This is a genomic window from Arenibacter amylolyticus, from assembly GCF_002150785.1.
In the GTDB taxonomy this organism is placed as follows: domain Bacteria; phylum Bacteroidota; class Bacteroidia; order Flavobacteriales; family Flavobacteriaceae; genus Arenibacter; species Arenibacter amylolyticus.
In genome coordinates, this window is sequence record NZ_MTAZ01000005.1 from 56,694 (window position 1) to 79,367 (window position 22,674).

Genomic DNA, 22,674 nt, shown 5'->3' on the forward strand with positions numbered 1-22,674 from the left:
TACTTTTTTAATTAGAAGGACTGGCAACTGCCCAGTGTGGTTACAGCCTAAAAATTCATCCTAAAACTTACATTAGGGGTAACCCCTAATGACACCCTATTGATAGTTTCTATTTCGTTTTCATCGTTTAAACGATAGTAGGTGTTAAGAATGTTCTTTTTGTTCAATATATTCAATACGGAAGCACCAACGGTGGCCTTTATACTACTTCCCAAATTAAAATTATAAAGAAAGGATGCGTCTGCCCTTAGGTATGCTGGCAACCTGCTACTATTGGGTTCCTGGTAATTTATTCTATTGGGAAAGGTGCTGGTGTCTATGGCATTGTTTCCCTCCTGTGGTTGGGTGTAAGGTTTTCCGGTGCGGTAGTTGGCTCCTAGTCCAATCTTAAAATCATTAATGGTGTAGGTGCCGGCAAAGGTAATGGTATGCCGTATGTCTAAATTATTGGGGAATGTATGCGGTACAAGGTCCTTAAAATAATAGTTGTTGTAGTTATAGGTATAACTTAACCAAGTGCTATAGGTATTGGTTTTTTTGTTGATAAGGAACTCCAGACCAGAAACGTCATAGCTTCCAATTTCACCATTAAATTGATCCTTGTTTTGAAATCCTTGGGTAGCAGTACTTATACCCTCTACCTTTTTATAGAAACCCTCAAATCCTACATAAAGGTTGTTCTTATCATAGTTGAATCCTAAGGAGGCTTGTTTGCTCTTGGTAATGGGTAGCTTTTGATTGTCCGATAAAATCCACCTTCTTTTTTCTATGCCTAAAAAGTTTTGCTCTAGATCTATGATCTGGTTAGAGGTCTGACTCTTAATTTCTGCCAATGCCTCAACTTTTAGATCCCTGGTGATGGCGTAGTTGAGGTTAATCCTAGGCTCTACTAAAAGGGCGTCAAAAGTGTCGAAAGTTTTTAGATTGTTAATGTAGTTTAATCGGGCACCTCCGCGGGCAAACCATTTGTTATTGGGGGAGCGGTAGGCCAATTCGGAAAAGAAGGAGTGAGTGAGTATTACACTCTTTATATTGCTTCTATAGGCAGGCTGCGTTACTACGGTCCGGTTGGTAATCCCAGTTTCATTCAATTGGTATCCGTTAAGCCAATTTAGGGTGTTTCCCAGCTGGTAGTTGGTTTTCAATTTTATGGAATTCTCCAATACTTGGTTGTTTTGGAATAGCTGCTGTGATTCTGAAACCGAATTTTGCGTATCCAGATCGTACCGGGTATAGTATGCGTTTAAGTGGCTTGAGAATCGCGGAGTCCAGCTACTTTGTAAGCTCCCTCCAATAGAAAAGTTTTGCTGTTCTAGAAGACTCTGTTTATGGTCGTTCTCTGTGGTTTCATTGTAGTTGAGGTGATTGTCAATGTGAATAAAACTGACTCTTGCCTTGTGTTTGTCGTTAATGTCATATAAAATTTTTCCAGTAACATCATAGAAGTAAAAGTCCTCTTTTTGGATAAGGCCCTTATTGTCTTCGGTAGAATTACCAGCTCCCACCTCACTGTCTTGAAATGCTTTTTCAAAAAACCGGTCATAGGTAGGAGTTTTTAAAAAATCCGTGGTAGATCGCCTTCCGGAGAATTGAAGCGAGACCTTTTCACTCACCGGAACGTGTCCAAATACGTCGCCACTCAATAAATTAAAGCCGGCACCTCCTACAAAGTGCTGTTTCACCTTATTTTTGGTCTCTATGCTTATCACACTACTTACGCCATCGCCATATTCCGCACTGGTCCCATTTTTTATCAAAGTTACTTTCTCTGTCAAATAGGGATTGAAGGCAGAGATTAACCCGAAGAAATGCCCGGATTGATACATTTTAATGCCGTCGTAAAGAATTAGGTTTTGATCGTTGGTGCCGCCTCGTACATTGATGTCCGATACTGTTTCGTCTACACTTTTTATTCCTGGTAGTGCCTGTATGGTTTGCAGTACATCGGGTTCTATAAGGCCTGGTAAAATTCCAATTTTGCCCGTATTTAAAACAATGCTGGCATCCTCTTCCTTGCTAATTCCCGTTGTTAGAAACTGATATACCACTACCTCGTTCAATTCCTCATAGCGGGTTGCTAAGGGGATTAGGCTGCAAGGCGCAGGCCCTGCCAATTCTTCCGCAACAATGTATTTGGTCTTGTATCCTAGATGCTTAATAGCGATATATGCTTTTCTAGGGATGCCAGAGAGGTGAAACTGACCATTGGTATCCGTAATAATGTGTTTGGGGGTGCCCAATACCTCAATCGTGGCACTGCTTAGGGTGCTGTTCTCAAAATTATCTACCACCAATCCGCATATATCCACCAGCGGATCTTTCACAATCGTATAGTAGCGGTTGTTGAGCTTTGAGATTCTCAGGCCTGTTTGGACCTCTAGATCCTTAAGTATTTCATCCAATAACTGGGAGGCGGGTAGGGTAACCCTAATAGAGCGGATATCGTCATCTATAAAAGAGAATTTTACGTTATGCTCCCTTTCCAGTTGCTCTATATAGGGTGTAAGGGGTAGAATTTGGGGGGAATTTTCCTGGGTGCTTCCCATAAATGGAACAAAGAGAAGCGAAAAATAGATTAAAACTGCAACGTATTTAGGGCGTCTCATCATAGAACAGCACTTTATTGCCTTCCAGTACATATTTCATGCCAGAAGGAGCACTTATACTATGCAACGCTAGATTTTTGTCTGTATTGCTGAATGACCCTGTAAATAATTGATTTAAGTCGATATTCTTGGTTTCTACCTCTACGTCAAATTGTCGCTCCAATTCTTGCAGAACAAATTTTAAAGGAACGCTTTTAAAGGAACTTTCCTGAAGTAACCAAGAAGGTTGTTGCGCCTCTGCTATGGTATAGGTTGTTAATTGTCCGTTGATGACCATAAGGGCTTGGCCTGCGGGAAGTTCAATGTCTTTTTCTTTATAACGTACGCTTACCAATCCTTCATAACAGCTCACCTCAAAGAAATCTTCTCTGTTTTCTACATTAAACTGGGTCCCAAGCACTCTTACTACCCCCATATTGGTAGTAACGCGAAAGGTTTCCCCTTTAGCTACCTTAAAGAAGGCTTCCCCTTCTAAAACGATATTTCTGTTTTTCTCCCATTTCTTTTTTTGGTAAGAAATCTTGGAGCCGGCGTTTAATAGCACCTCGGAATTATCCGGGAGGGTAACTGCGGCCCGTTCTGCATACTGGGTACTTACAACCTGATCCATGGAAGCGGTGTTGTAAAAATAAGAGATACCAACCACCAATGCTATTACCGCTGCAATTCGCAGGTATTTTTTGAAAGAATCCAAAGTAACCACCTTACCGCCTTGGTCACTGTTCTTCCTATGATCCAGGTCGTGCTTAGCTTTGGCTATATCAAATTCCGGCGCTTCCATTGAAGCGGTGGCGTCCACTATTTTTTTATAGGTCGCATATTCCTTGGTGGCCTTAAACTTGGTGACCTCCTCCTCGGAAAGCTCGTTGTTGAGCCACTTTGCCAAATAATTTTCTTCCATGGTAATCTGCTTTATATCAGTATAACAACTTAAAGAGTGGAAACCCTACCATTAATGTTGAGATATTTATATTGTGTTGAGATTTGATTTTTATTAAAACGCTTTGATGCCATTTTTAGTAACTAATAACTAGTAGGTGGTATTCAGTTTTCAGGCAGCAATAAAACTGGTGTTAGTCTTGTTTATGCAGGGAAGTTTTATTTTGCCTACTGCCTACTGCCTACTGCCTACTGCCTATTGCCTATTGCCTATTGCCTACTGATCACTTACTACTATAAAATCATATTCCATCAATCTGCTCCCGAAGCGTTTTCAGAGCTAGATGCATTCTTTTTTCGATGGCTTTAACGCTTACTCCTTCCATTTCCGCGATTTCTGCATATTTTTTTCCATCTATCCGATTAAGTAAAAAGGTGGTGCGCTGATTCTCTGGGAGAGCTTGTAGCGCATTGTCTAATTTTTCCTTAAACTCTTGTTGTTCCAAAATAAACTCTGGGGACTCATATTCCGTGCTGGGGCCCTTCTCCTTATACTTTAGGCGTACCTTTTCTGCTTTTATTACATTTAGGTACAGGTTGTTGGCTACGGTATAGACAAAAGACTTAGCTTTCTGCGGGGAAACCTTGGCACAGTTCTCCCATAGTTTTATAAAAGCTTCCTGTACCGCATCATAAGCCTTCTCCTCATTCCCAAACTTATAGTATATATAATTGAAAATAGTTTTGGAGTGGGTGCTAAAAATGGATGCGTACACCTCTTCCTCGCAAACATTGTTTATATTATCTGCCTTCAAACTCTTGTTTTGTTCAAATATATTTTAAAAATAATTAATAAACGAAGTAGGGTATATTTAAAGTAGGGTGTTATAAGGGTATACAAACAGAAAACCAAATCATTATGAAAAAGTTATTGTCGTATTTTGGATATATCAGTATGCTCTTGCTGCTGATTGGTCTTGGTGCCTGCCAGGAGGAAATAGAGGAATTGCCAGAGGGGAACAATCAGGAGGCTATTAATGCCAGTTCCAGCACAGCGAAATTAGTTAAGAGGGCCTCTGCTAGGGATGGTTCCTATGATGATATTATAGACGACTCTAGTTGTTTTGCTATTAATTTTCCGTATGTGGTAAATGTGAATGGCCTGGAGGTAAAAATAAACTCCAAGGAAGATCTAAAATTCGTGAAAGATCTATTGGGAGGAGTAGCGTTCGATAGAAGTATTTTAAATATTGTATTCCCGGTTACCATTACCTTTTCAGACTACAGTGAGATCACTATTGCCAATATGGGGCAAATGAAGGAGCTGGCAGAAAGTTGTAGAAAAGGTGGGGATGACGATGATATAGACTGTGTGGAATTTGTATATCCAATTACTGTGTACTCCTTTGATGTTAACTTACAGCAAACTGGTAGTGTAAGCGTGGCCAATGATATGCAGTTAAGACGTTATTTTAAAGATTTGAAAGATGATCAATTGGTGAGTTTCCAGTTTCCAATTACCTTAAAGTTATACAATGATACCGAGGTTAGGGTAAATAGCAATGCAGAAATGGCCGAGGTGATAGAAAATGCTAAGGATGAATGTGAAGACGATGATGACGATGATGAAAAGGAGCGCGATTTTACCTTGGAGCGTTTAAATGAGTATTTGGTGGCTTGCCCATGGCTGATGAAAGAAGTGGAAACCAAAGATCAAAACAATACTCCGCAATATTTTGATAACCTTATGAACTTTAAGGAAGATGGTACGGTAGTAGTAAGGGATAGGTCTGGAACTCAACTTGTGGGAAGCTGGAAGTCCGTAGTGGTTAATGAACGTGTAAAATTACAACTGGAATTTGATGTATTGGTAGACATCTCCTTGGAGTGGTTTGTATATGATATTGGTGACGGAAAAATTAAATTATTTGCCGATGATGATAATAAGATCATCCTGAAAAAGGCCTGTGGTATTGTAGACAATACTCCAGATACCCTAAGGGAAATTCTGAAGGAATGTAGCTGGGTAATTAGGAAGATTGAAGTAGATGATGAAGAGTTAGACAGGCTGTTGGGGTACGAATTCAGCTTTAAGGCAGAAGGAGTAGTTACCCTGAGCAATGGAACTGATACTTCCGAAGGAACATGGGGAATTACCACCAATGCACAAGGTCGTTTGGTAATGGCTATTACTATGGGCGAAGAGCCTGGAGTTAGTTTTGAATGGTTGTTATCCGATCTTAGGGATAAATATCTAGGGTTCTCTATAGGTGAGGACGATGATTACGAGCTTATTCTTGAAAGGGTGTGTGATGATAATAATGGCGATGGCGATGTGGTTGAAATCAGAAATATCCTAAGAGAAGGCAAGTGGGTAGTTGCTAAGTATATGGACGATGGCGAAGATGAGACCGAAGATTATGCCAATCTGGATTTTAATTTTGTTCTAAATGCCTTGGTAACAGTATCAACTAATGATGTTCCTTTGCACTTCGGATTGTGGCGCGTTATTAGAAATAGCGAGGGCAAGCTAAAGTTTTATCTAAATTTTGGATTGGAAGCGTCTTTGGAAGACCTTACGGACCATTGGAGAATAGTAGGAGTCACTGAAAATAGAATTGAATTACTGGATGTCAGTTCGGATGGCAGTGTAGACCTCCTAGTTTTTGAGAGAAAATAACCAAATTTGCCCCAGATTTTTTTATAAAAGGGCAATCCCAAGCTGGGATTGCCCTTTTTAGGTTTATATTTTTAATCTCAAGCTTCACACTTCCCTTACTTATTCTTAAATTTGCGCTTTCCTGTTAATACGGTAAGACTATGTTCGATAATTTAAGTGATAAGTTAGATAAGGCGTTACATGTTCTAAAAGGACATGGACAAATTACGGAAATTAATGTTGCGGAAACCTTAAAAGAGGTTAGGAGAGCCCTATTGGATGCCGATGTCAATTTTAAAATTGCCAAGGAGTTTACCAATACGGTCAAGGAAAAGGCCTTGGGCCAAAACGTATTGACCTCCTTGCAGCCCAGCCAATTAATGGTAAAGCTGGTTAAAGACGAACTCACCGAACTTATGGGGGGTGATGCAGAGGGAATCAATCTTTCTGGAACACCATCTGTGATCTTAATGTCGGGTTTACAGGGGTCTGGTAAAACAACTTTTTCAGGAAAGCTTGCAAACTTTCTTAAGACTAAGAAAACCAAAAACCCCTTATTGGTTGCCTGTGACGTATATAGGCCTGCAGCTATAGATCAGCTACATGTGGTAGGGGAGCAGATAGGAGTAGAGGTCTTTTCCGATCGTGGAAATACAGACCCTGTTGCTATTTCCAAGGCAGCAATTGCCCACGCTAAAGCGAATGGGAATAACGTGGTGATTATAGATACCGCGGGTAGATTGGCCGTAGATGAGGAAATGATGAATGAGATTGCGGCCATCCATAAGGCAATTGAGCCCCAAGAGACCTTGTTTGTTGTAGATTCCATGACTGGTCAGGATGCTGTAAATACTGCAAAGGCCTTTAATGATATCCTTAATTTTGATGGGGTAATATTAACCAAATTGGATGGGGATACCCGTGGGGGTGCCGCCATATCCATTAAATCCGTGGTTGATAAGCCTATTAAGTTTATCGGTACCGGAGAGAAAATGGATGCCATAGATATATTCTACCCTTCTCGTATGGCCGAAAGGATCCTAGGGATGGGAGATGTGGTGTCTTTGGTAGAACGTGCCCAAGAGCAGTTTGATGAAGAAGAGGCCAGAAAGATCCAGAAGAAAATTGCCAAGAATAAATTTGGACTGGACGACTTCCTAAGTCAGATTCAGCAGATTAAAAAGATGGGGAGTCTTAAGGATTTGATGGGGATGATCCCAGGAGCAGGCAAGGCTTTAAAGGGATTGGATATAGATGATGATGCCTTTAAACATATCGAGGCTATTATCCATTCTATGACCCCAGATGAAAGAGCCACGCCCTCCAAGCTGAATGCCAGTCGTAAAAAGAGAATCGCGAAAGGAAGTGGTACTAGTATCCAAGAAATAAATCAGCTGTTAAAACAATTTAACCAGATGAGCAAGATGATGAAGATGATGCAAGGTGGTGGCGGTAAAAAGATGATGCAGATGATGAATTCCATGAAGGGGATGAGGTAGGCTTGTCTTAGGTTCAAGGTTCAAAGTTTAATGTTCAAAGAAAACTCCAAAATGGCCAAGATTGAAAGATTTGAGGATTTGGAAATATGGCAATTGGCTAGGGAGATCTGTAATGAAGTAAATCAAATATTTGAAACCATTGCCTTAGGGAAAAATTATGTTTTAAGGAACCAGATGGATAGAAGTTCTGGGTCCATTATGGATACTATCTCCGAGGGTTTTGAACGAAATGGTAACTGCGAGTTTATGCAATTCTTAAGTATAGCTAAAGCGTCCTGTGGCGAACTTCGTTCTCAGCTTTATCGCACACTGGATCGAAAATATATAGATAAAAAAACTTTCGACGAACTAATGGAAAAGGTGCTTTTGGAAAGTAAAAAAAATTAGCTCCTTTATGAATTATCTTTCCAAATCAGAATATAAAGGCTCAAAGTTTACCTAGTGCCAACCTTGAACCTTAATCTTTAAACTTTAAATTAATGACAATCTTAGACGGTAAAAAAGTATCGAATCAAATTAAGGAGGAAATCGCCGAAGAGGTGGCGAAAATGCGGGAACGGGGAGAAAAAGTGCCTCATCTGGCCGCAGTAATTGTAGGTAGCGATGGTGCTAGCCTAACCTATGTAGGTAGTAAAGTGAAATCTTGCGAACGCGTGGGATTTGAATCTACCCTAGTGCAACTACCCAGTACCACCTCCGAAAGTGAGTTGTTAAATAAGATTGAAGAACTCAACAAAGACGAGAATATAGACGGATTTATTGTGCAGTTGCCATTACCAGACCAAATAGATACCCAACGGGTGTTATTGGCCATAGATCCAGATAAGGATGTAGACGGTTTCCACCCAACAAACTTCGGGAAAATGGCCTTGGATATGAGTACTTTTATCCCAGCAACTCCCTTCGGTATTTTGGAATTGTTGGAAAGGTACAAGGTAGATACCCAGGGTAAGCATACTGTAGTGATTGGAAGAAGTCATATTGTAGGTAGGCCCATGAGTATTTTGATGGGTAGAAAAGGGTGGCCAGGGAACTCTACGGTAACCCTAACCCATAGCCATACTAAAAATATCACCCAGATTACCTCGCAGGCAGATATCATAATTTCGGCCTTGGGTGTACCCAATTTCCTGAAAGCGGAAATGGTGAAAGACGATGCAGTAGTCATAGACGTGGGTATAACTAGGGTACCAGACGATACCAAGAAAAAAGGTTACTATATAACTGGGGATGTAGATTTTGAGAATGTCAGTAAAAAGGCTTCTTTTATCACTCCGGTCCCAGGTGGAGTGGGGCCCATGACCATTGCCATGTTATTAAAGAATACGCTTCTAGCTAGGGAAAGACATAGAAGCAGAAAGTAAAAGTTTGAAGCCCGCAAATAACTGTATTTGCGGGCTTTTTTATTCTATGACATAAATAAATAATTTTGAGGTCTTACTATTCTTGATTTTTTAGGATATCTAGGTAGGAGGAAACTATCTGGGTGTTGTAAAGAAAAATTAAATTGTATATTTCCGTCTTCAAAAAAAATATTTATGGATAACGCCACAGAGCTCAGTCTAGAGCCTTTCTTTGAGCTGTCGCTAGACATGCTCGTTATTGCTGGCTATGACGGATACTTTAAAAGAATAAATCCGTCTTTCAAAAAGCTTTTAGGCTACCCAGATGAGGTGTTGTTCTCTAGTTTGATCCGTGAATTTATCTATGAAGAAGACCAGGTACTAACGGCAAAATACCGTGAGAATTTAAAGAAAGAGGTTCCCTTGATTAATTATGAAAACCGATTTGTAACTGCCTCCGGGGAAGTGGTCTGGTTGCATTGGACCTCTATTCCCTTACCCGAGCAAAAATTAATTTATGCAATAGCCAAAAATATTACCCATAAAAAGAAATTGGAGGAAGAGCGGAATGGTCACATTGTGCAACTCGAAAAAATAAACAAGGATCTAAAACAACTTAACTACGCCACTTCCCATGACCTACGAGCTCCCATAAATAATCTATTGTCCATCTTTAGTTTATTGGACCTTTCTGAAATATCCAATCCTGAAGTTTTGGAGATCTTGAGCTTTATGAGGATGGCCACCGAAGGCCTTCATCAATCCATGAATAAGTATGTGGATTTGTTAAGTGCCAACGAGACGTTGTCAGTAGCATTAGAAGAAGTTAATATAGAGGCTACTTTTAATCAAGTTCAACAATCCATAAGCTCTCTCTTAGGAAATTCCCAGGCGAAAATAGAGGTGGATTTTTCTGAATTGCCTACCATTAGTTTTAACAAAAATTATCTAGAGAGTGTATTCCTAAACCTTTTAACCAACTCCATAAAATATGCAAGGCCAGAGGTTCCGCCTCATATCCAAGTGATCACCTTTATTGATGATGACCAGAAAAAACTGGTGTTTAAAGACAATGGTTTGGGCTTTGATATGGAAGCCGTAGGGGATAAAATATTTGGCCTAAACCAAAGGTTTCATGGAAATAGTGATAGTAAAGGAGTGGGACTATATCTAGTATATCAACAGCTAACCGACCTAGGAGGTAGTATTCGTGTAGATAGTAGGGTAAATGAAGGGGCTACGTTTACCATTACCTTTGCCTAACCAGGTTTTATTGATAACCAATTGGATTTATAAAAAATAATTACTCTGGTAGAACTGTCTCCTGGTTTAATTTATAGCTGATAAAACTCCGAAATTAAGGTTGGTAGTACGGCCTTGCTGCTGTCATTTGGAGTCAGGATATCAATTTTATCATCATTTTCGTCATTGGTACAGCTGCCAATGGCAATACAACAGAAAAATACGGTTAATACGAGGGCAATTTTTTTCATGGTAAATGAATTAAACCGAGGGTATTTAATCTATTTCTCCTATAACGGAACTTTAGTCTATTTGTTATGCCAATCCTTTGGCTATTAGTGGGTCTTCGTTTGTAAATGTGTGTTGAGATTGATTGCTTACCAACTTCTATAGCTACTTGGTCATTAGCTCTACTAATCATTTATAGCAAGCTGTAATAAAACAGCTGTTAGGTGGAAAGGGCGTAAATAATTACAGGAGATCCGTCATTACGGAGCATTTTGGCGGTTTTTGTACTCAATTTTACCTTCCTCCATGCGGTCTTTTATTTCTTTTAACTATCTTCGATAATTGGTAAATTTTAAACACTAGGAACCATTTCGCTATATGTAGATCGTATAGCATTGATAAAAGATTCACAACATGATTATAGAACCTAAAACAAGAGGGTTTATATGCCTCACCTCGCATCCTTCGGGTTGTGAACAAAATGTAATAGACCAGATAAATTATATCAAATCTAAAGGAGCTATTAACGGAGCAAAAAAAGTGTTGGTTATTGGAGCCTCAACTGGCTTTGGCCTAGCTTCCAGAATAACCAGTGCCTTTGGTTCTGAAGCAGCTACTATTGGGGTGTTTTTTGAAAAACCGCCCTCTCCAGGCAGGCCCGCCTCTCCAGGCTGGTACAATAGTGCTTATTTTGAGCAGGAAGCCCATAAAGCCGGACTTTATGCGAAAAGTATTAATGGGGACGCCTTTTCCAAGGAGATTAAACGGCAGACGTTAGATTTAATTAAGGAAGACCTAGGGCAGATAGACCTTGTGGTTTATAGTTTGGCCTCTCCGGTTAGAACACATCCCGAAACGGGCGTTCGGTATAAGTCCGTACTTAAGCCTATTGGTGCCAGTTTTGAGAACAAAACAGTGGATTTCCATACGGGAGTGGTTTCCGAAATTAGCATTGCACCTGCCGCTGGCGATGATGTAGATAATACCATTGCCGTAATGGGGGGTGAAGATTGGAAAATGTGGATGGATGCCCTTCAGGAAGAAGGCCTTTTGGCTCAGGGATGTAAAACCGTAGCCTATTCCTATGTGGGACCTTCGCTAACAGAACCTGTTTATAGAAAAGGTACTATTGGTAGGGCTAAAGACCATTTGGAGGCCACCGCCTTTGAAATTAAAGATCAATTAAAAGCACTTAATGGAGAAGCCTATGTTTCCGTAAATAAGGCATTGGTAACTCAGGCGAGTTCTGCAATTCCAGTGATTCCCCTATATATCTCCTTGCTTTACAAGGTAATGAAAGAAAAAGGAATTCATGAAGGATGCATAGAGCAGATTCAACGGTTGTTTCAAGATCGTTTGTATGCCGCTAACACCCCTACGGACGAGCAGGGAAGGATTAGGGTAGACGATTGGGAAATGCGTGAGGACGTGCAGGAAGAAGTAGCTAAGCTATGGGAAAAAGCCACCACGGAGACCTTGCCTGCCATTGGAGATCTTAAAGGTTATGAAAAAGATTTTTTCAACCTTTTTGGATTTATGGTGCCAGGAGTTGATTATGATAAGGATGTAAATGAAATGGTAGAAATCGCAGGTTTACAGTAATACGCTGATAATATTTTACATTGGAGTCCGATAGGGCAGCGGAGGATTAGCAATTGATTGCTGAGGTTCTATTGTTCTATCGGACTTTTTTTATGGATCAAATGGATGTTTATAGATCAGATAATACCTGTACTTTGTTGCCACCTTTGAATCCTCCCAGATATAATGAATACGTATCTTGAGAATCTAGAATAATGCCCTAAGGGTATCTTAGGACGATGTACACTAGGGGATTTTAGCTAATGGTACAAATGGTTATTTGGCAAATAGCTGATCCATATCCCTAAACGACTTAAATTCTAAAGCGTTTCCTGCGGGATCTAAAAAGAACATAGTAGCTTGCTCGCCTACTTCTCCCTTAAAACGAATATAGGGCTCTATTACAAAGTGGACCCCTTTGTCTTTTAACCGCTTGGAAAACGACTCAAAAACCTCCCAAGGGAGTACTACCCCATAGTGGGGAACGGGAACCTCCTTGCCGTCAACTGCATTTGTATGGGGTTGCTTTTTGTTTTCTTTGGGCTTGTAGTGGATTACCAATTGGTGACCAAATAAATTAAAGTCTACCCAGTGGTCACTACTCCTACCCTCTTCGCATTGGAGTACCTCCCTGTAGAAAGTACGGCATTCATCTAAATTATGGACAGGAATGGCAATATGAAAAGGGGTGATCTCAGACATGGTATATTTTGTTATTCTTAAACATCTCGATTCACCTAGCGACAACAATACAATGGCTGCTAATTGGTGATTTGCAAGATAGCAAAAATAACATATGCTTCTAAGCGCTTAAAAAAGCGGCAATTTGCTTGTTTACATCCTCTTTGTGAAGGGAATGCCCTAGGCCGGTGGTAGCAATTAGTTGACTGCTTTTCCAATTTCGGTGCAAGCGTTCCGAGGCACTAAAGGGAGTAATGGTATCTTCCTTATCATGGATAATTAAACCTGGAACGGCAATAGACTTCGCAAAGGTTGGCGTTGATATATCCTTGATCCTAAAGCGGTGGTGCTGAAATAGATGCTGATCTATTCCTCTCAATACTGTTTTGTTCAGCCGCAGTAGACGTTGATAGTGGTCCATCAATTCTGAGAGCTCGGCAGGAGCCCCTAAGGAAACAATTTTTTTAGTGGATGTTTCGGGGTGCTGGTATTGATGGTGAAGCGTGGCTAGGCCCCCCATGGAATGTCCAATAATATATTGGGGTTGGTAGTGCTGAACAATTTGCCGGGCACTGTCCGAATAGGTGGCCAAGTTCAACATATTGCCCTTGGAGTATCCGTGTCCGGGAGCGTCAAAGGCAATAATGTTGAAATTTTTCTCTTGCAATATGGCAATCAGGTGGCGCCATCTATATACATTGCTTTCCCAACCGTGCATCAATAGTACGGTAGGAAGACTTCCCGGCCAATGGTACGTTTGGAGGTCCAAGCCGTTTACACAAATAGTTTTTCCCTTCGCCTTATTTAAAAATGGCGCTTGGTGGGGCAAAACCCTGCCTTTCCTGGGTGTACTAAATAGCTGATACGCTTTCTTGGCGGCATGGCGGGGCGACAATATAGCAAGTGTATTAAAATAGGTCCCGTAGGACAAAGCTAAGGTATGATATAAAATTTTGTTCATTCGGTAAATTAATCCCACCCTACCATGAAATATTTTATTTTGGCATTATCGGGTATCTGCACCGCTTCAATATTGGTACTAGAAGCGTATTGTAGGCTGCTGGGAAGTTCTGTTTTAGCGATGGTAAAGTAGGCGTCCGAATCCTTAAGAAATATCACCACGTTATTTAAGGCGGTAACAATTTTTTGGATTTCGTGCTTATCTTCAATGTCCTTAAAGGTGCTATTTAAGCCAACCCCTTTATCGGTTACAAATCTAGGGTCATATACGCGGATGATTCCTATCTTGGGGATGCTATCGTTGGTTGGGGTAAGAGTCATAAGATGGGTCCCGCCCTTTTCAAAAATGTCTATTTTGTTCACCCTAGGCCCAATGTTGGTAAAGGTGGTATCCCGAACGATAGAATCGGAGGCGAAGATTGTTTCCAATTGGTCTATAGTGGAAGTTTTCTCTAGTTTTCCAGCCTGATTCTTGGTGATTAAAAAGTCGTTGTTGGTATTGCATTGGATAAAAAACAACGATAAAATTACTACTGCATAAATGGGGAGTCTTGTCATGTTTAATTATAAGGGTTATGTTAATGGTTTTACGTTTTTATGTAACAGGCCGATAGGGATGGGGTTATCGCATTGCTTTTTTCAATACTCCCAGTACCCCCCTGATGAAGGTAGCGCTAGTAAGCACTTTTATTATGGGGTTTTGTCTGGTGCTGGCCCTTCGGCTTCTGGTTCTTGTGGGACTTTTAGGCAATGGTGTATCTTCTTTTTCAGCCAGTTTTTCCGCACGATCTATTTTTGCGTTCAATAGTTCATAGGCACTTTCACGGTCTATGGTCTCATTGTATTTGTTTACTAACTTGGAATTGTCTATCAGTGCCTGAATTTCGCGCTCGGTTAATACATCCATTCTGCTCATGGGAGCTCGCAGCATGGTGGCGGCGAGGGGAGTGGGTCTTCCCTTTTCGTCCAAGGCAGAGATGAGCGCCTCCCCTATGCCTAGTGAGGTAAGCACCTCCTTGGTGTCGTAATAGGGGGATAAAGGGTAGTTTTCTGCCGTGAGTTTTATGGCTTTTCTATCCTTTGCTGTAAAAGCCCTTAATGCATGCTGTATTTTTAACCCCAATTGAGCCAGCACTTCATCGGGGACATCGGTTGGATTTTGGGTTACAAAATACAACCCGATCCCTTTGGATCTAATAAGCTTTACAATACTTTCTATTTGGTTTAATAATGCTTTGGAGGCCTCCTTAAAGAGTAAGTGTGCTTCATCTATAAAGAGTACCAACTCTGGTTTCCCACTATCTCCTTGCTCGGGGAAAGTATCATAGATTTCTGCCAATAGGCTCAGCATAAAGGTAGAAAATAATTTGGGGCGATCCTGAATATCGGTCAATCGGATAATATTGATATAACCACGTCCCTGATCATCAATTCGCGTAAGATCATTTACATCAAAAGATTTCTCCCCAAAAAAGAGGTCCGCTCCCTGCTGTTCCAATTCTATAACCTTTCTTAGAATTGCGCCTGTAGAACTGGTAGAGATGCGTCCGTAGCTATCTGCAAACTCTTTTTTGCCTTCATTGGTGGCATACTGCAAAACTTTTTTAAAGTCCTTCAGGTCTAATAGCGGATAATGGTTGTCATCACAATATTTAAAAATTACGGCTACAATGCCCTCTTGGGTAACAGAAAGATCTAGAATTCTGGACAAGAGTACAGGGCCAAACTCGGATACTGTGGCCCGTAATTTTACACCACCTTGTTGGGAGAGGGATAAAATTTCCACGGGAAATCCGGAGGCAGTAAAGGGCAGTCCAATTTTGGCATGCCGTTCATCTATTTTGGCGTGTCCGGGGCTTGGTTGTGCCAAGCCACTAAGATCTCCCTTTAAGTCCATGCACAGCACGGGAATGCCTTTTTCGGATAGGTTTTCTGCCAATACCTGTAGCGTCTTGGTCTTTCCTGTTCCTGTAGCCCCAGCGATGAGTCCGTGTCTATTAAGGGTTTTTAATGGGATTTTTACAAAGGCGTTGGTGACCGTTTCCCCTTTATACATGGCGGCTCCCATGGTAATAAAATCACCCTTGGTAGTATATCCCTCTTCTATATGTGCAAAGAACTGTTCCTTGGAATCCATATGGCTAATTTTTGATAAAAATAGGCTAATTTTAATCAACAGAAAAGCAGATCATATTTGTGTTTGTTCTCCAACTTCTGAATTACGAAATGAGCATGACCGAAAACTGGTCGCAAGCACGAATGAAGATAGGTGAATTATAATTGATCTTCAGAAAACAATAAATATCTAGATATGAAATATTATAGCATTATTTTTTTTGTAGGATTACTAGCTTTCACCACGGAGCTAAGGGCGCAGGAACTGGTTAGGCCGATATTTCACGAGAGCCATGTAGAACGCAAGAAAGCGGCCCCTTTTAGCGATGCCGTACAAGTTGGAAACCTCTTTTTCCTATCAGGACAGATCGGGATCGATAATCGGACAAGAACCGTGGTGAGTGGGGGAATAGAAACTGAAACAGAAAAAACCATACATAATATCCAAGAAGTATTGCAACAACATGGTATGGATCTTAGCGATGTGGTTAAATGCACGGTAATCCTCCATGATATGGCCAATTTCTCCACGTTTAACCAGGTGTATGCCCGTTATTTTCCTCAAAAACCGGCCCGCACTACCTTCGCAGCCAGCGGACTTGCCATGGATGCGAAAGTAGAAATCGAGGTGCTGGCCGTTAAAACGGACTAAGTCCGCCTATTTCTTTTTGTTTAGCAAGCTTTTTTGAAACAGCTTGTAAATACGGGTGTATTCATCCGTCCAGCTGCTGGGTTCTACAAAACCGTGGCGCTCTACTGGGTACACCGCCATTTCCCAATTGTGTTTCTCCAATTCTATCAGGCGTTGGGAGAGTCTAACCATATCCTGAAAATGGACATTGTCATCTACCATGCCATGGAGGATCAATAAATCGCCCTGTAATCCATCAGCAAAATAAATAGGCGAACTTCTTCGGAAGGCCAAACTGTCCGTAGCTGGGGTGTTCAGGATCCGTGCCGTATATCCATGGTTGTAGGCCGCCCAATCCCCAACAGATCTAATTGCAGCGCCAGCCTTAAAGGTTTCGGGTGCGGTAAACATCCCCATCAAAGTGATAAAGCCACCATAAGAGCCACCGTATATCCCAATTTTATTGGAGTCTACTCCCAATTCATCTACTAAAAACTTTGCGCCGTCCACATGGTCCGATAGGTCTTTGCCCCCCATATGACGGTAAATTCCCGTACGCCAATCCCTCCCGTAACCTGCGCTGCCCCTATAATCTATATCCAATACCGTATACCCATTGTCTACCAGAAGATTATGGAACATATACTCCCTATAATAGCTGCTCCACCATTTATGGGCGTTTTGTAGATAGCCAGCTCCGTGGACAAAAATTACTGCAGCCTTGTTGTTCACCTCTGCTTTTGGCTTGTAGAGACGGGCGTGTACAGACGCGCCATCTTCGGCCGTAAAAGTAATTACTTCCGGGTCGCGCCAAGGGTACTCCTTAAATTCGGGCGTAAGGGAATTGGTAATCTGCTTTGCAGTGGTTTTCGATTTTCCGAAAATTGGGTTGTCTTGTAGGTATAGTTCTGTGGGTTTATTAGCATACGAATGTAGAATGGCCATGGTACGCTCATCCGGGGACAAGGTAACCTCGTTCTTACCAGTCATATGGGTTAACTGTTTCAGCGCGCCGCCTTTAAGTGGCATGCTGTAAAACTGCCTGTCCCCGGGGTGGATTTTGTTGGCAGTAAAATACCAGCGCTTTCCGTCCTTGGAGAGTTGTGGGTCGTAAATCTCAAATTTTCCGGAGGTGAGTGCCTTGGTCTTTTTGGTAGTTACATCCATTACATATAGATGGGAATAGCCGGTCTTTTCGGACTGGAACCAAATGCTTTTATCATCGGGCATCCATCCCAATGAGCCTCCGCGATATCCGCCTATACCGGGACCTGCAACCCACGCTTCATCGTGTTGACGGTCTAATTGGGTTATACTGCCATTTTCTGCATCCAATAAGGCAATCCACCTATCCTTATAATCGTTGGTGTTAATATCCAAGACCGCATGCGTGCCCTCCTTGTTCCAAAAGGGGCCAGAAATATATCCAATTCTATTCTTGTTCTCATAGGGCTTGTCCGGATAATCCTTGGTGTATTCCGGAACATAATCTAACCCTTCCAAATTGTCCATTGCTACGGGATAAACCTTTCTGTTGGCCAAATCGTAAACAAATAGCTCATACTGGGTAGGGGTATCCCCCACCTTGGAGCGTGTATTTTGATTTTCGGTATACCCGGATTCCGTAACGTAGTGCGGCATCAAAGTGCCTTTACGGTCCGAAGGGGATTTTGCCGTTAAATAGGTGATAAACCTGCCGTCTGGACTAATACGTAGATTGGAAATAGATTTTCCCTTAGGGTCTATTACTAGGGGAGCTTTGGCTTCCAATCGCTTATTTAGCAACTCGGCCTTGTCCTTTTTCTCCTTACGGGTGCGTAGCACGTCAAATAGTGCCAATTGATCTTGGTAGAGCCATTCGTCCTTAGCATTTCGCTCTTTATCTGCCTTTATAGACTTAAAATTGGTTAGCTGTGTAGTGGTTCCTGTGCTAATATCCCAACTATAGAGATTCTTGTCTTTTACATAAGCTACCTTAGTGCCGTTCTCCGTAAAATGGGGACTACCCTCATAGGCTTGCGTATGGGTAATTTGGGTGATAGCCTTACTCTTTACATCGAGTAGAAAAATATCTCCCCTTTTGGTGTAAAGCTTTTTAGACTTATCACTGTTGTAGGTGCCAAAAGCACTTGGTAAGTGGTATTCTGTTTCAAAATCTGCTTTTTGAGTTTTTCCCGATTTTAAATGATAAACGTACAAGGAATCGCTGGGAGCCTGCTCCCTGTTCCATTTAAAATATAGTGTTTGGCCATCTAGAGACCATTGCGGACTAGATGGAAGGTGACCTACAAAGGTGTCGCCCTGCATAATCTCCTTAATGGAAAGAGGTGATACATTCTCTAGCTGGGCAAAACTAGCGGAGAAGGATAATAAGAGCATACCACTCAATAACCAAATATTCTTCATACATATAGTGTTTGTCGCGACTTATAAAAGCGCAAATTAATGTTCCAAAAATCTATGGAAAATCTTAAAGAGGTAAATATCCTAATTCTTGTGTAATAACACAAGGTGTTGGGAGAATATTGGAAAGGGGGTAGAGTTGGGTTAGGGAGTGCGGTTTTATGGAGATATGGGATTTATAGCGGTGTGATTTCCTCAAATTCAGGACAATCTAACCTAATGTCCGTGTTTAATAGTTGGGTATTTAAGAGGTTGCAATAATCCTTTCCGTGCTTGTTATCGTGATATTTACAGGAATAACAACTGCGTTGAACCCTAAGGATACCACTTTGGTTTAATTGATGGATTAAATTGCAGAGGGTTGTAAAAAGCTGCTCCATTTTGGCGTCATCCATTCCTTTAAGTCCGCCTTTTAAGGGATTGGCAAAGTTTTCGGTTTCAGTAACCATTTTCTTCCCATTTTCAGATAAACGGATGCTGTAGCTGCGACTATCCGCTGTTGAATGTTCTTTGGTGACCAATCCCTTTTGATACAGTGCTTTTATAGCATCGCTGATGGTGGGTTTGGTAAGGTTAAATTCTTTGGCCAGATAACTAACATTGGTAATTTCCGATTTGTGATAGGCGATAAAAATTAGGAGCTGTATTTGAATGGGGCTTAGGCCTAGAAGTTTGGCTTTTTCCCAAAGGAGTACTTTAAATGCTTCGGATATACGGGATAATCCTGCCACTATTTTGCTGGAAATATCGGAATTCTGATGATCTATATTAAAAACGCTCTTATTGTCCATAAAAAAACTGGATTTTGCCTGAAAGGTAAAATAAATAACCCGATGGTGCTAGGTTATGACTACCATGGGATAAAGGATTTTACTAAGGATACTTTTAGTCCAACATAGTTATAGGGGCGGGGAATGAGGTTGGTAACTATAGGTTACAATCCATAAGGTTTTATGCAAGTTGCCTTTAATAGTGTTTTCATTTATCCATATAGTGGTGCCAAAACCTTAAAAGTTAGGACGCCAATACTACGGGCCCTAACTTTATGGGATTAAAAAGCTAAGCCTAGCCCTTAACGTCTGCCATGGAGGCTCCGTAGTTAATATGAAGTACATTTCCATTGGGGGTTACTAAGGCTGGGACCGATTTAACCCCTGCTTTTTCTGCCTCCGCAATACGGGATTTGCTTTCTCCAAAATGTACTACTTCCACATTGTCCGACCCTACCAGTGCTATAATGTCGTGTTCTGCACTAACACATACCGGGCATCCTGCGTGATAAAAAACTGATTTTTTCATGGTACTTTAATTAAGGTTGATGCAATATTGCCCAATAAATATAGTAAGGAATCCTAACTAAATATGTTAAAGTTTGGATTTTTTTCGAACGTAGGAGAATTTAATGAAATTGGAAGTGGGTAGGGAAATCATATAATTTACTAAAAATGTAGGGCTGCGATAGTCTATTGTCTATCTTTGCCGTATGGTACAAGAAGAAGTTTTAACATTGGTAGATCAGGGGCTTATGCTCCCGTTGATGGAGGAGTTTTACACAATACAGGGGGAGGGGTTCCATAAGGGGACCGCGGCCTATTTTATTCGTGTTGGAGGTTGTGATGTAGGTTGCCATTGGTGCGATGTAAAGGAGAGTTGGAATGCGGAAACACATCCGCCCACTAAAATTTCGCAAATTGTGGATAATGCGGCCAAATATTCGGACACCATAGTTATAACAGGAGGAGAGCCCTTAACCTGGGATATGGGGCCTATTACTCAGGCTTTGAAGGCTAAAAACTTAAAAACGCATATAGAAACATCCGGGGCGTATCCTTTAACGGGTACCTGGGATTGGATTTGTCTCTCTCCTAAAAAGAACAAATTACCAGAAGGGGTTATTTACGACAAGGCACACGAGTTAAAAGTAATTGTTTACAATAAGCACGATTTAATTTTTGCCGAACAAGAGGCGGCAAAAACCAACAAGGACTGTATTCTATACCTGCAGCCAGAGTGGAGTGTGCGGGATAAGGTAATTCCTATGATTGTGGACTATGTGATGAAAAACCCAAAATGGAAAGTTTCCCTACAAACTCATAAATACTTGAATATTCCTTAGGAGCGTTAGGGAATTTCAAAATAGTGGATTAACAGGTGGAATTAGATAATTTCACCTGTTTTTTTGTTAAGCGTACCAAGTACAAAGTAGGTAGTTGAGTCTCACTACTCAGTACTTTGTACTCAATACTATCTCACCTATTTCCCTCCATTGGCCCTGAGATCCAAAATGCATTCCACGCCAAATCCGGGGGTTCTACCGCCTTTGGAAGCTAGCATTTTGGCAATACCACCCCCAAATTGCAACTCGGCTCGCATAAGGCAGTTGTCTTCAATGCAATGATGTTCCGCTTCTGGGTCATGATGTTCATTTACCATGGGGGTCCCTAAATTTACCAATCCAAATAAATGGCCCGCCTCATGGGACAGGGTAGCCGCCTCTACTTGGGCCGATGAGATTAACATGCTTCTAGACGCCAGCTTTCTAATGGTGGCCTCGTATATTACCATGGAAGTGTTTTTATAGACTGCTCCTAAGGTTACCAGGTCGTCCTCGGCCTTGTCATTATCGGAGGGTGCATCAGAAAAATAGATGTAAAGCCCTAGGGTATCCCCATTGTTGTACACCGATCTGTGTTCTTGTTCCAATTCAAAAATTTCCTGTACACTTAGACTGTCCTTTCCCGGTGAGGGCAATTCTTGATAGGTGATAGCTATGTTGTCCTTGTGAATACGTTCAGATAGCATGGAAGTGAATTCGGAAATGGCACTATCGGTAGGCTTAAATCCTGTAACGTAGCCAATCTCAATCTTTAAGTTTTTAAATTTGGAGTCGGAAAGAAATTCGTTGGCAGAATCGCCAGGACCCTTTAAATTGGCGGTCCTGTCCAGGGTCTTTTCAGTAGGTGTTTCACTTTCTTTGGTGCAGCTTAGGAGGCTCAAAAAAAGGATAGCCAACAATACGGAAAACTTTTTCATAAGTAGATTAATTTAATAAGGGGTGTCTTGTATTACAATACTGGAGGTCTATGATTCCAAAAAGGTGAGTTTTGCTAAATAATCAAAATGAGCACCCTCATATACCAGTTCGCAAGATAAGTTATTTGCATGAGCCGCTCGCTGTAAGGTGTTAAAATCGATGTACAACCACGGTAAGGGGTCACTTTTATGGCCTTTGTATTCCATTACAAAGGTGACCTCCCCATAGTAATCTTGATCCTCCGGAATCCAATAGCCTCCATCCTCATCTTCCTCGTACATATATATGATGTCACTGGAGTCTAGAAGAATTTGCCCGTTAGACTTTAGCAAGGATTTTAAGTGCTTTAAAAAGGCATCTATCTTATTTAGTTTTCCCACTATGCCAATCCCGTTCATCAGCATCAACAGGGTGTCGTACTTCTGATTCTTTACTTCTAGGATATCTGACAGCATTACTTGTTTTAGCCCTCTCAGTTTGCAGGTTTCCACAGCGGCTGGGGAATAATCTAGCGCCGTTACCAGATGTCCCTGTTCTTGTAAATAGAGGCTATGGCTTCCTGCACCACATCCAATATCCAAGATGTTTCCCTTACAACGTTTCAAGGCCTCCTTTTCCAAGGCGGGCATCTGTTTGTAGTTCCTAAAAAGATAGGGGACAGGAATGCTGTCTTCCTCTTCCAAAGTGGAATAGGTCTTAATATCCTCGGAATAATTTCCGTTTTGATAGTCCAGTACAGCGCTGCCTAAGATGTCCTTGTTCATTTTATTTATAGCATTTCCATGCAAAAATGAGGTTTTTATATGTATTTGG

General features: G+C 41.3%; 21 protein-coding genes. 8 read left to right on the forward strand and 13 right to left on the reverse strand.

Annotated features, from left to right (window positions below; translation table 11 throughout):
- Nucleotides 1–47 precede the first annotated feature (47 nt).
- From BV214_RS03370 to BV214_RS03380, 3 genes are all read right to left on the reverse strand, one after another.
- Nucleotides 48–2,609: a carboxypeptidase-like regulatory domain-containing protein gene (locus BV214_RS03370; protein WP_245806738.1), complete on the reverse strand. Its 2,562-nt coding sequence runs from the start codon at nucleotides 2,607–2,609 to the stop codon at nucleotides 48–50.
- A complete protein-coding gene (locus tag BV214_RS03375) occupies nucleotides 2,593–3,507 on the reverse strand; it encodes a FecR family protein (RefSeq protein ID WP_086476083.1) in 915 nt (304 codons plus the stop codon). The genes BV214_RS03370 and BV214_RS03375 overlap by 17 nt, the downstream gene beginning before the upstream one ends.
- A gap of 280 nt (nucleotides 3,508–3,787) precedes the next feature.
- On the reverse strand, nucleotides 3,788–4,285 hold the full coding sequence (locus BV214_RS03380) for an RNA polymerase sigma factor (RefSeq protein ID WP_086476165.1): 498 nt from the start codon (nucleotides 4,283–4,285) through the stop codon (nucleotides 3,788–3,790).
- Nucleotides 4,286–4,404: 119 nt separating this feature from the next.
- Between BV214_RS03380 and BV214_RS03385 the strand changes: the two genes are divergently transcribed.
- The 5 genes from BV214_RS03385 to BV214_RS03405 all read left to right on the forward strand — a co-directional run bounded on the left by BV214_RS03385 (nucleotide 4,405) and on the right by BV214_RS03405 (nucleotide 10,249).
- Nucleotides 4,405–6,165, forward strand: a complete 1,761-nt coding sequence (locus BV214_RS03385) for a hypothetical protein (RefSeq protein ID WP_086476084.1) — start codon at nucleotides 4,405–4,407, stop codon at nucleotides 6,163–6,165.
- Between the two features lie 140 nt (nucleotides 6,166–6,305).
- Nucleotides 6,306–7,643, forward strand: a complete 1,338-nt coding sequence (gene ffh, locus BV214_RS03390) for a signal recognition particle protein (RefSeq protein ID WP_086476085.1) — start codon at nucleotides 6,306–6,308, stop codon at nucleotides 7,641–7,643.
- Nucleotides 7,644–7,673: 30 nt separating this feature from the next.
- A complete protein-coding gene (locus BV214_RS03395) occupies nucleotides 7,674–8,030 on the forward strand; it encodes a four helix bundle protein (RefSeq protein WP_317045157.1) in 357 nt (118 codons plus the stop codon).
- Nucleotides 8,031–8,122: 92 nt separating this feature from the next.
- On the forward strand, nucleotides 8,123–9,007 hold the full coding sequence (locus BV214_RS03400; protein ID WP_086476086.1) for a bifunctional 5,10-methylenetetrahydrofolate dehydrogenase/5,10-methenyltetrahydrofolate cyclohydrolase: 885 nt from the start codon (nucleotides 8,123–8,125) through the stop codon (nucleotides 9,005–9,007).
- 174 nt (nucleotides 9,008–9,181) lie between these two features.
- Nucleotides 9,182–10,249, forward strand: coding sequence for a sensor histidine kinase (locus BV214_RS03405; protein ID WP_086476087.1), 1,068 nt, complete (start codon nucleotides 9,182–9,184; stop codon nucleotides 10,247–10,249).
- A gap of 71 nt (nucleotides 10,250–10,320) precedes the next feature.
- Here BV214_RS03405 and BV214_RS16710 read toward each other — a convergent pair whose 3' ends face one another.
- Nucleotides 10,321–10,479, reverse strand: coding sequence for a hypothetical protein (locus BV214_RS16710; RefSeq protein WP_176328447.1), 159 nt, complete (start codon nucleotides 10,477–10,479; stop codon nucleotides 10,321–10,323).
- Nucleotides 10,480–10,870: 391 nt separating this feature from the next.
- Between BV214_RS16710 and fabV the strand changes: the two genes are divergently transcribed.
- Nucleotides 10,871–12,058, forward strand: coding sequence for an enoyl-ACP reductase FabV (fabV, locus tag BV214_RS03410; protein ID WP_086476088.1), 1,188 nt, complete (start codon nucleotides 10,871–10,873; stop codon nucleotides 12,056–12,058).
- A 255-nt stretch (nucleotides 12,059–12,313) separates the two neighbouring features.
- Here fabV and BV214_RS03415 read toward each other — a convergent pair whose 3' ends face one another.
- The 4 genes from BV214_RS03415 to BV214_RS03430 form a co-directional block, all read right to left on the reverse strand.
- The gene (locus BV214_RS03415; RefSeq protein ID WP_086476089.1) at nucleotides 12,314–12,739 is read right to left on the reverse strand and encodes a VOC family protein; all 426 of its coding nucleotides are present in this window, start codon (nucleotides 12,737–12,739) and stop codon (nucleotides 12,314–12,316) included.
- A gap of 100 nt (nucleotides 12,740–12,839) precedes the next feature.
- Nucleotides 12,840–13,679 (reverse strand): alpha/beta fold hydrolase, encoded by an 840-nt coding sequence (locus tag BV214_RS03420; RefSeq protein ID WP_086476090.1) that lies wholly within the window; start codon nucleotides 13,677–13,679, stop codon nucleotides 12,840–12,842.
- 8 nt (nucleotides 13,680–13,687) lie between these two features.
- On the reverse strand, nucleotides 13,688–14,236 hold the full coding sequence (locus BV214_RS03425) for a hypothetical protein (RefSeq protein WP_086476091.1): 549 nt from the start codon (nucleotides 14,234–14,236) through the stop codon (nucleotides 13,688–13,690).
- 64 nt (nucleotides 14,237–14,300) lie between these two features.
- Nucleotides 14,301–15,815 (reverse strand): helicase HerA-like domain-containing protein, encoded by a 1,515-nt coding sequence (locus BV214_RS03430; RefSeq protein WP_086476092.1) that lies wholly within the window; start codon nucleotides 15,813–15,815, stop codon nucleotides 14,301–14,303.
- Nucleotides 15,816–15,989: 174 nt separating this feature from the next.
- Between BV214_RS03430 and BV214_RS03435 the strand changes: the two genes are divergently transcribed.
- Complete coding sequence (locus BV214_RS03435; protein WP_086476093.1) at nucleotides 15,990–16,445, forward strand: RidA family protein; 456 nt, start codon at nucleotides 15,990–15,992, stop codon at nucleotides 16,443–16,445.
- Nucleotides 16,446–16,451: 6 nt separating this feature from the next.
- Here BV214_RS03435 and BV214_RS03440 read toward each other — a convergent pair whose 3' ends face one another.
- From BV214_RS03440 to BV214_RS03450, 3 genes are all read right to left on the reverse strand, one after another.
- Nucleotides 16,452–18,830 (reverse strand): prolyl oligopeptidase family serine peptidase, encoded by a 2,379-nt coding sequence (locus tag BV214_RS03440; RefSeq protein ID WP_086476094.1) that lies wholly within the window; start codon nucleotides 18,828–18,830, stop codon nucleotides 16,452–16,454.
- A 173-nt stretch (nucleotides 18,831–19,003) separates the two neighbouring features.
- Nucleotides 19,004–19,618, reverse strand: coding sequence for a MarR family winged helix-turn-helix transcriptional regulator (locus BV214_RS03445; RefSeq protein WP_086476095.1), 615 nt, complete (start codon nucleotides 19,616–19,618; stop codon nucleotides 19,004–19,006).
- A gap of 274 nt (nucleotides 19,619–19,892) precedes the next feature.
- Nucleotides 19,893–20,126, reverse strand: coding sequence for a thioredoxin family protein (locus BV214_RS03450; RefSeq protein WP_086476096.1), 234 nt, complete (start codon nucleotides 20,124–20,126; stop codon nucleotides 19,893–19,895).
- A 184-nt stretch (nucleotides 20,127–20,310) separates the two neighbouring features.
- On the opposite strand from BV214_RS03450, the gene BV214_RS03455 reads away from it, so the two are divergent.
- Nucleotides 20,311–20,943, forward strand: coding sequence for a 7-carboxy-7-deazaguanine synthase QueE (locus BV214_RS03455; protein WP_086476097.1), 633 nt, complete (start codon nucleotides 20,311–20,313; stop codon nucleotides 20,941–20,943).
- A gap of 137 nt (nucleotides 20,944–21,080) precedes the next feature.
- On the opposite strand, the gene BV214_RS03460 is transcribed toward BV214_RS03455, so the two are convergent.
- Together BV214_RS03460 and BV214_RS03465 are read right to left on the reverse strand one after the other, a co-directional pair.
- Complete coding sequence (locus tag BV214_RS03460; RefSeq protein WP_086476098.1) at nucleotides 21,081–21,860, reverse strand: hypothetical protein; 780 nt, start codon at nucleotides 21,858–21,860, stop codon at nucleotides 21,081–21,083.
- Between the two features lie 48 nt (nucleotides 21,861–21,908).
- Entirely contained in the window at nucleotides 21,909–22,625 is a 717-nt protein-coding gene (locus tag BV214_RS03465) for a class I SAM-dependent methyltransferase (protein WP_086476166.1), read from the reverse strand.
- Nucleotides 22,626–22,674: the final 49 nt, after the last annotated feature.

Excerpts from the sequence above, each read along its gene's own strand:
- BV214_RS03450 (WP_086476096.1), bottom strand. The coding sequence starts at position 20,126 with ATGAAAAAATCAGTTTTTTATCACGCAGGATGCCCGGTATGTGTTAGT.
- BV214_RS03415 (WP_086476089.1), bottom strand. The coding sequence starts at position 12,739 with ATGTCTGAGATCACCCCTTTTCATATTGCCATTCCTGTCCATAATTTA.
- BV214_RS03400 (WP_086476086.1), top strand. The coding sequence starts at position 8,123 with ATGACAATCTTAGACGGTAAAAAAGTATCGAATCAAATTAAGGAGGAA.
- BV214_RS03465 (WP_086476166.1), bottom strand. The coding sequence starts at position 22,625 with ATGAACAAGGACATCTTAGGCAGCGCTGTACTGGACTATCAAAACGGA.
- BV214_RS03405 (WP_086476087.1), top strand. The coding sequence starts at position 9,182 with ATGGATAACGCCACAGAGCTCAGTCTAGAGCCTTTCTTTGAGCTGTCG.
- BV214_RS03430 (WP_086476092.1), bottom strand. The coding sequence starts at position 15,815 with ATGGATTCCAAGGAACAGTTCTTTGCACATATAGAAGAGGGATATACT.
- BV214_RS03460 (WP_086476098.1), bottom strand. The coding sequence starts at position 21,860 with ATGAAAAAGTTTTCCGTATTGTTGGCTATCCTTTTTTTGAGCCTCCTA.
- BV214_RS03440 (WP_086476094.1), bottom strand. The coding sequence starts at position 18,830 with ATGAAGAATATTTGGTTATTGAGTGGTATGCTCTTATTATCCTTCTCC.
- BV214_RS03425 (WP_086476091.1), bottom strand. The coding sequence starts at position 14,236 with ATGACAAGACTCCCCATTTATGCAGTAGTAATTTTATCGTTGTTTTTT.
- BV214_RS03445 (WP_086476095.1), bottom strand. The coding sequence starts at position 19,618 with ATGGACAATAAGAGCGTTTTTAATATAGATCATCAGAATTCCGATATT.
- BV214_RS03370 (WP_245806738.1), bottom strand. The coding sequence starts at position 2,609 with ATGATGAGACGCCCTAAATACGTTGCAGTTTTAATCTATTTTTCGCTT.
- BV214_RS03435 (WP_086476093.1), top strand. The coding sequence starts at position 15,990 with ATGAAATATTATAGCATTATTTTTTTTGTAGGATTACTAGCTTTCACC.
- BV214_RS03420 (WP_086476090.1), bottom strand. The coding sequence starts at position 13,679 with ATGAACAAAATTTTATATCATACCTTAGCTTTGTCCTACGGGACCTAT.
- BV214_RS03385 (WP_086476084.1), top strand. The coding sequence starts at position 4,405 with ATGAAAAAGTTATTGTCGTATTTTGGATATATCAGTATGCTCTTGCTG.
- BV214_RS03375 (WP_086476083.1), bottom strand. The coding sequence starts at position 3,507 with ATGGAAGAAAATTATTTGGCAAAGTGGCTCAACAACGAGCTTTCCGAG.
- BV214_RS16710 (WP_176328447.1), bottom strand. The coding sequence starts at position 10,479 with ATGAAAAAAATTGCCCTCGTATTAACCGTATTTTTCTGTTGTATTGCC.
- BV214_RS03455 (WP_086476097.1), top strand. The coding sequence starts at position 20,311 with ATGGTACAAGAAGAAGTTTTAACATTGGTAGATCAGGGGCTTATGCTC.
- fabV (WP_086476088.1), top strand. The coding sequence starts at position 10,871 with ATGATTATAGAACCTAAAACAAGAGGGTTTATATGCCTCACCTCGCAT.
- BV214_RS03395 (WP_317045157.1), top strand. The coding sequence starts at position 7,674 with ATGTTCAAAGAAAACTCCAAAATGGCCAAGATTGAAAGATTTGAGGAT.
- ffh (WP_086476085.1), top strand. The coding sequence starts at position 6,306 with ATGTTCGATAATTTAAGTGATAAGTTAGATAAGGCGTTACATGTTCTA.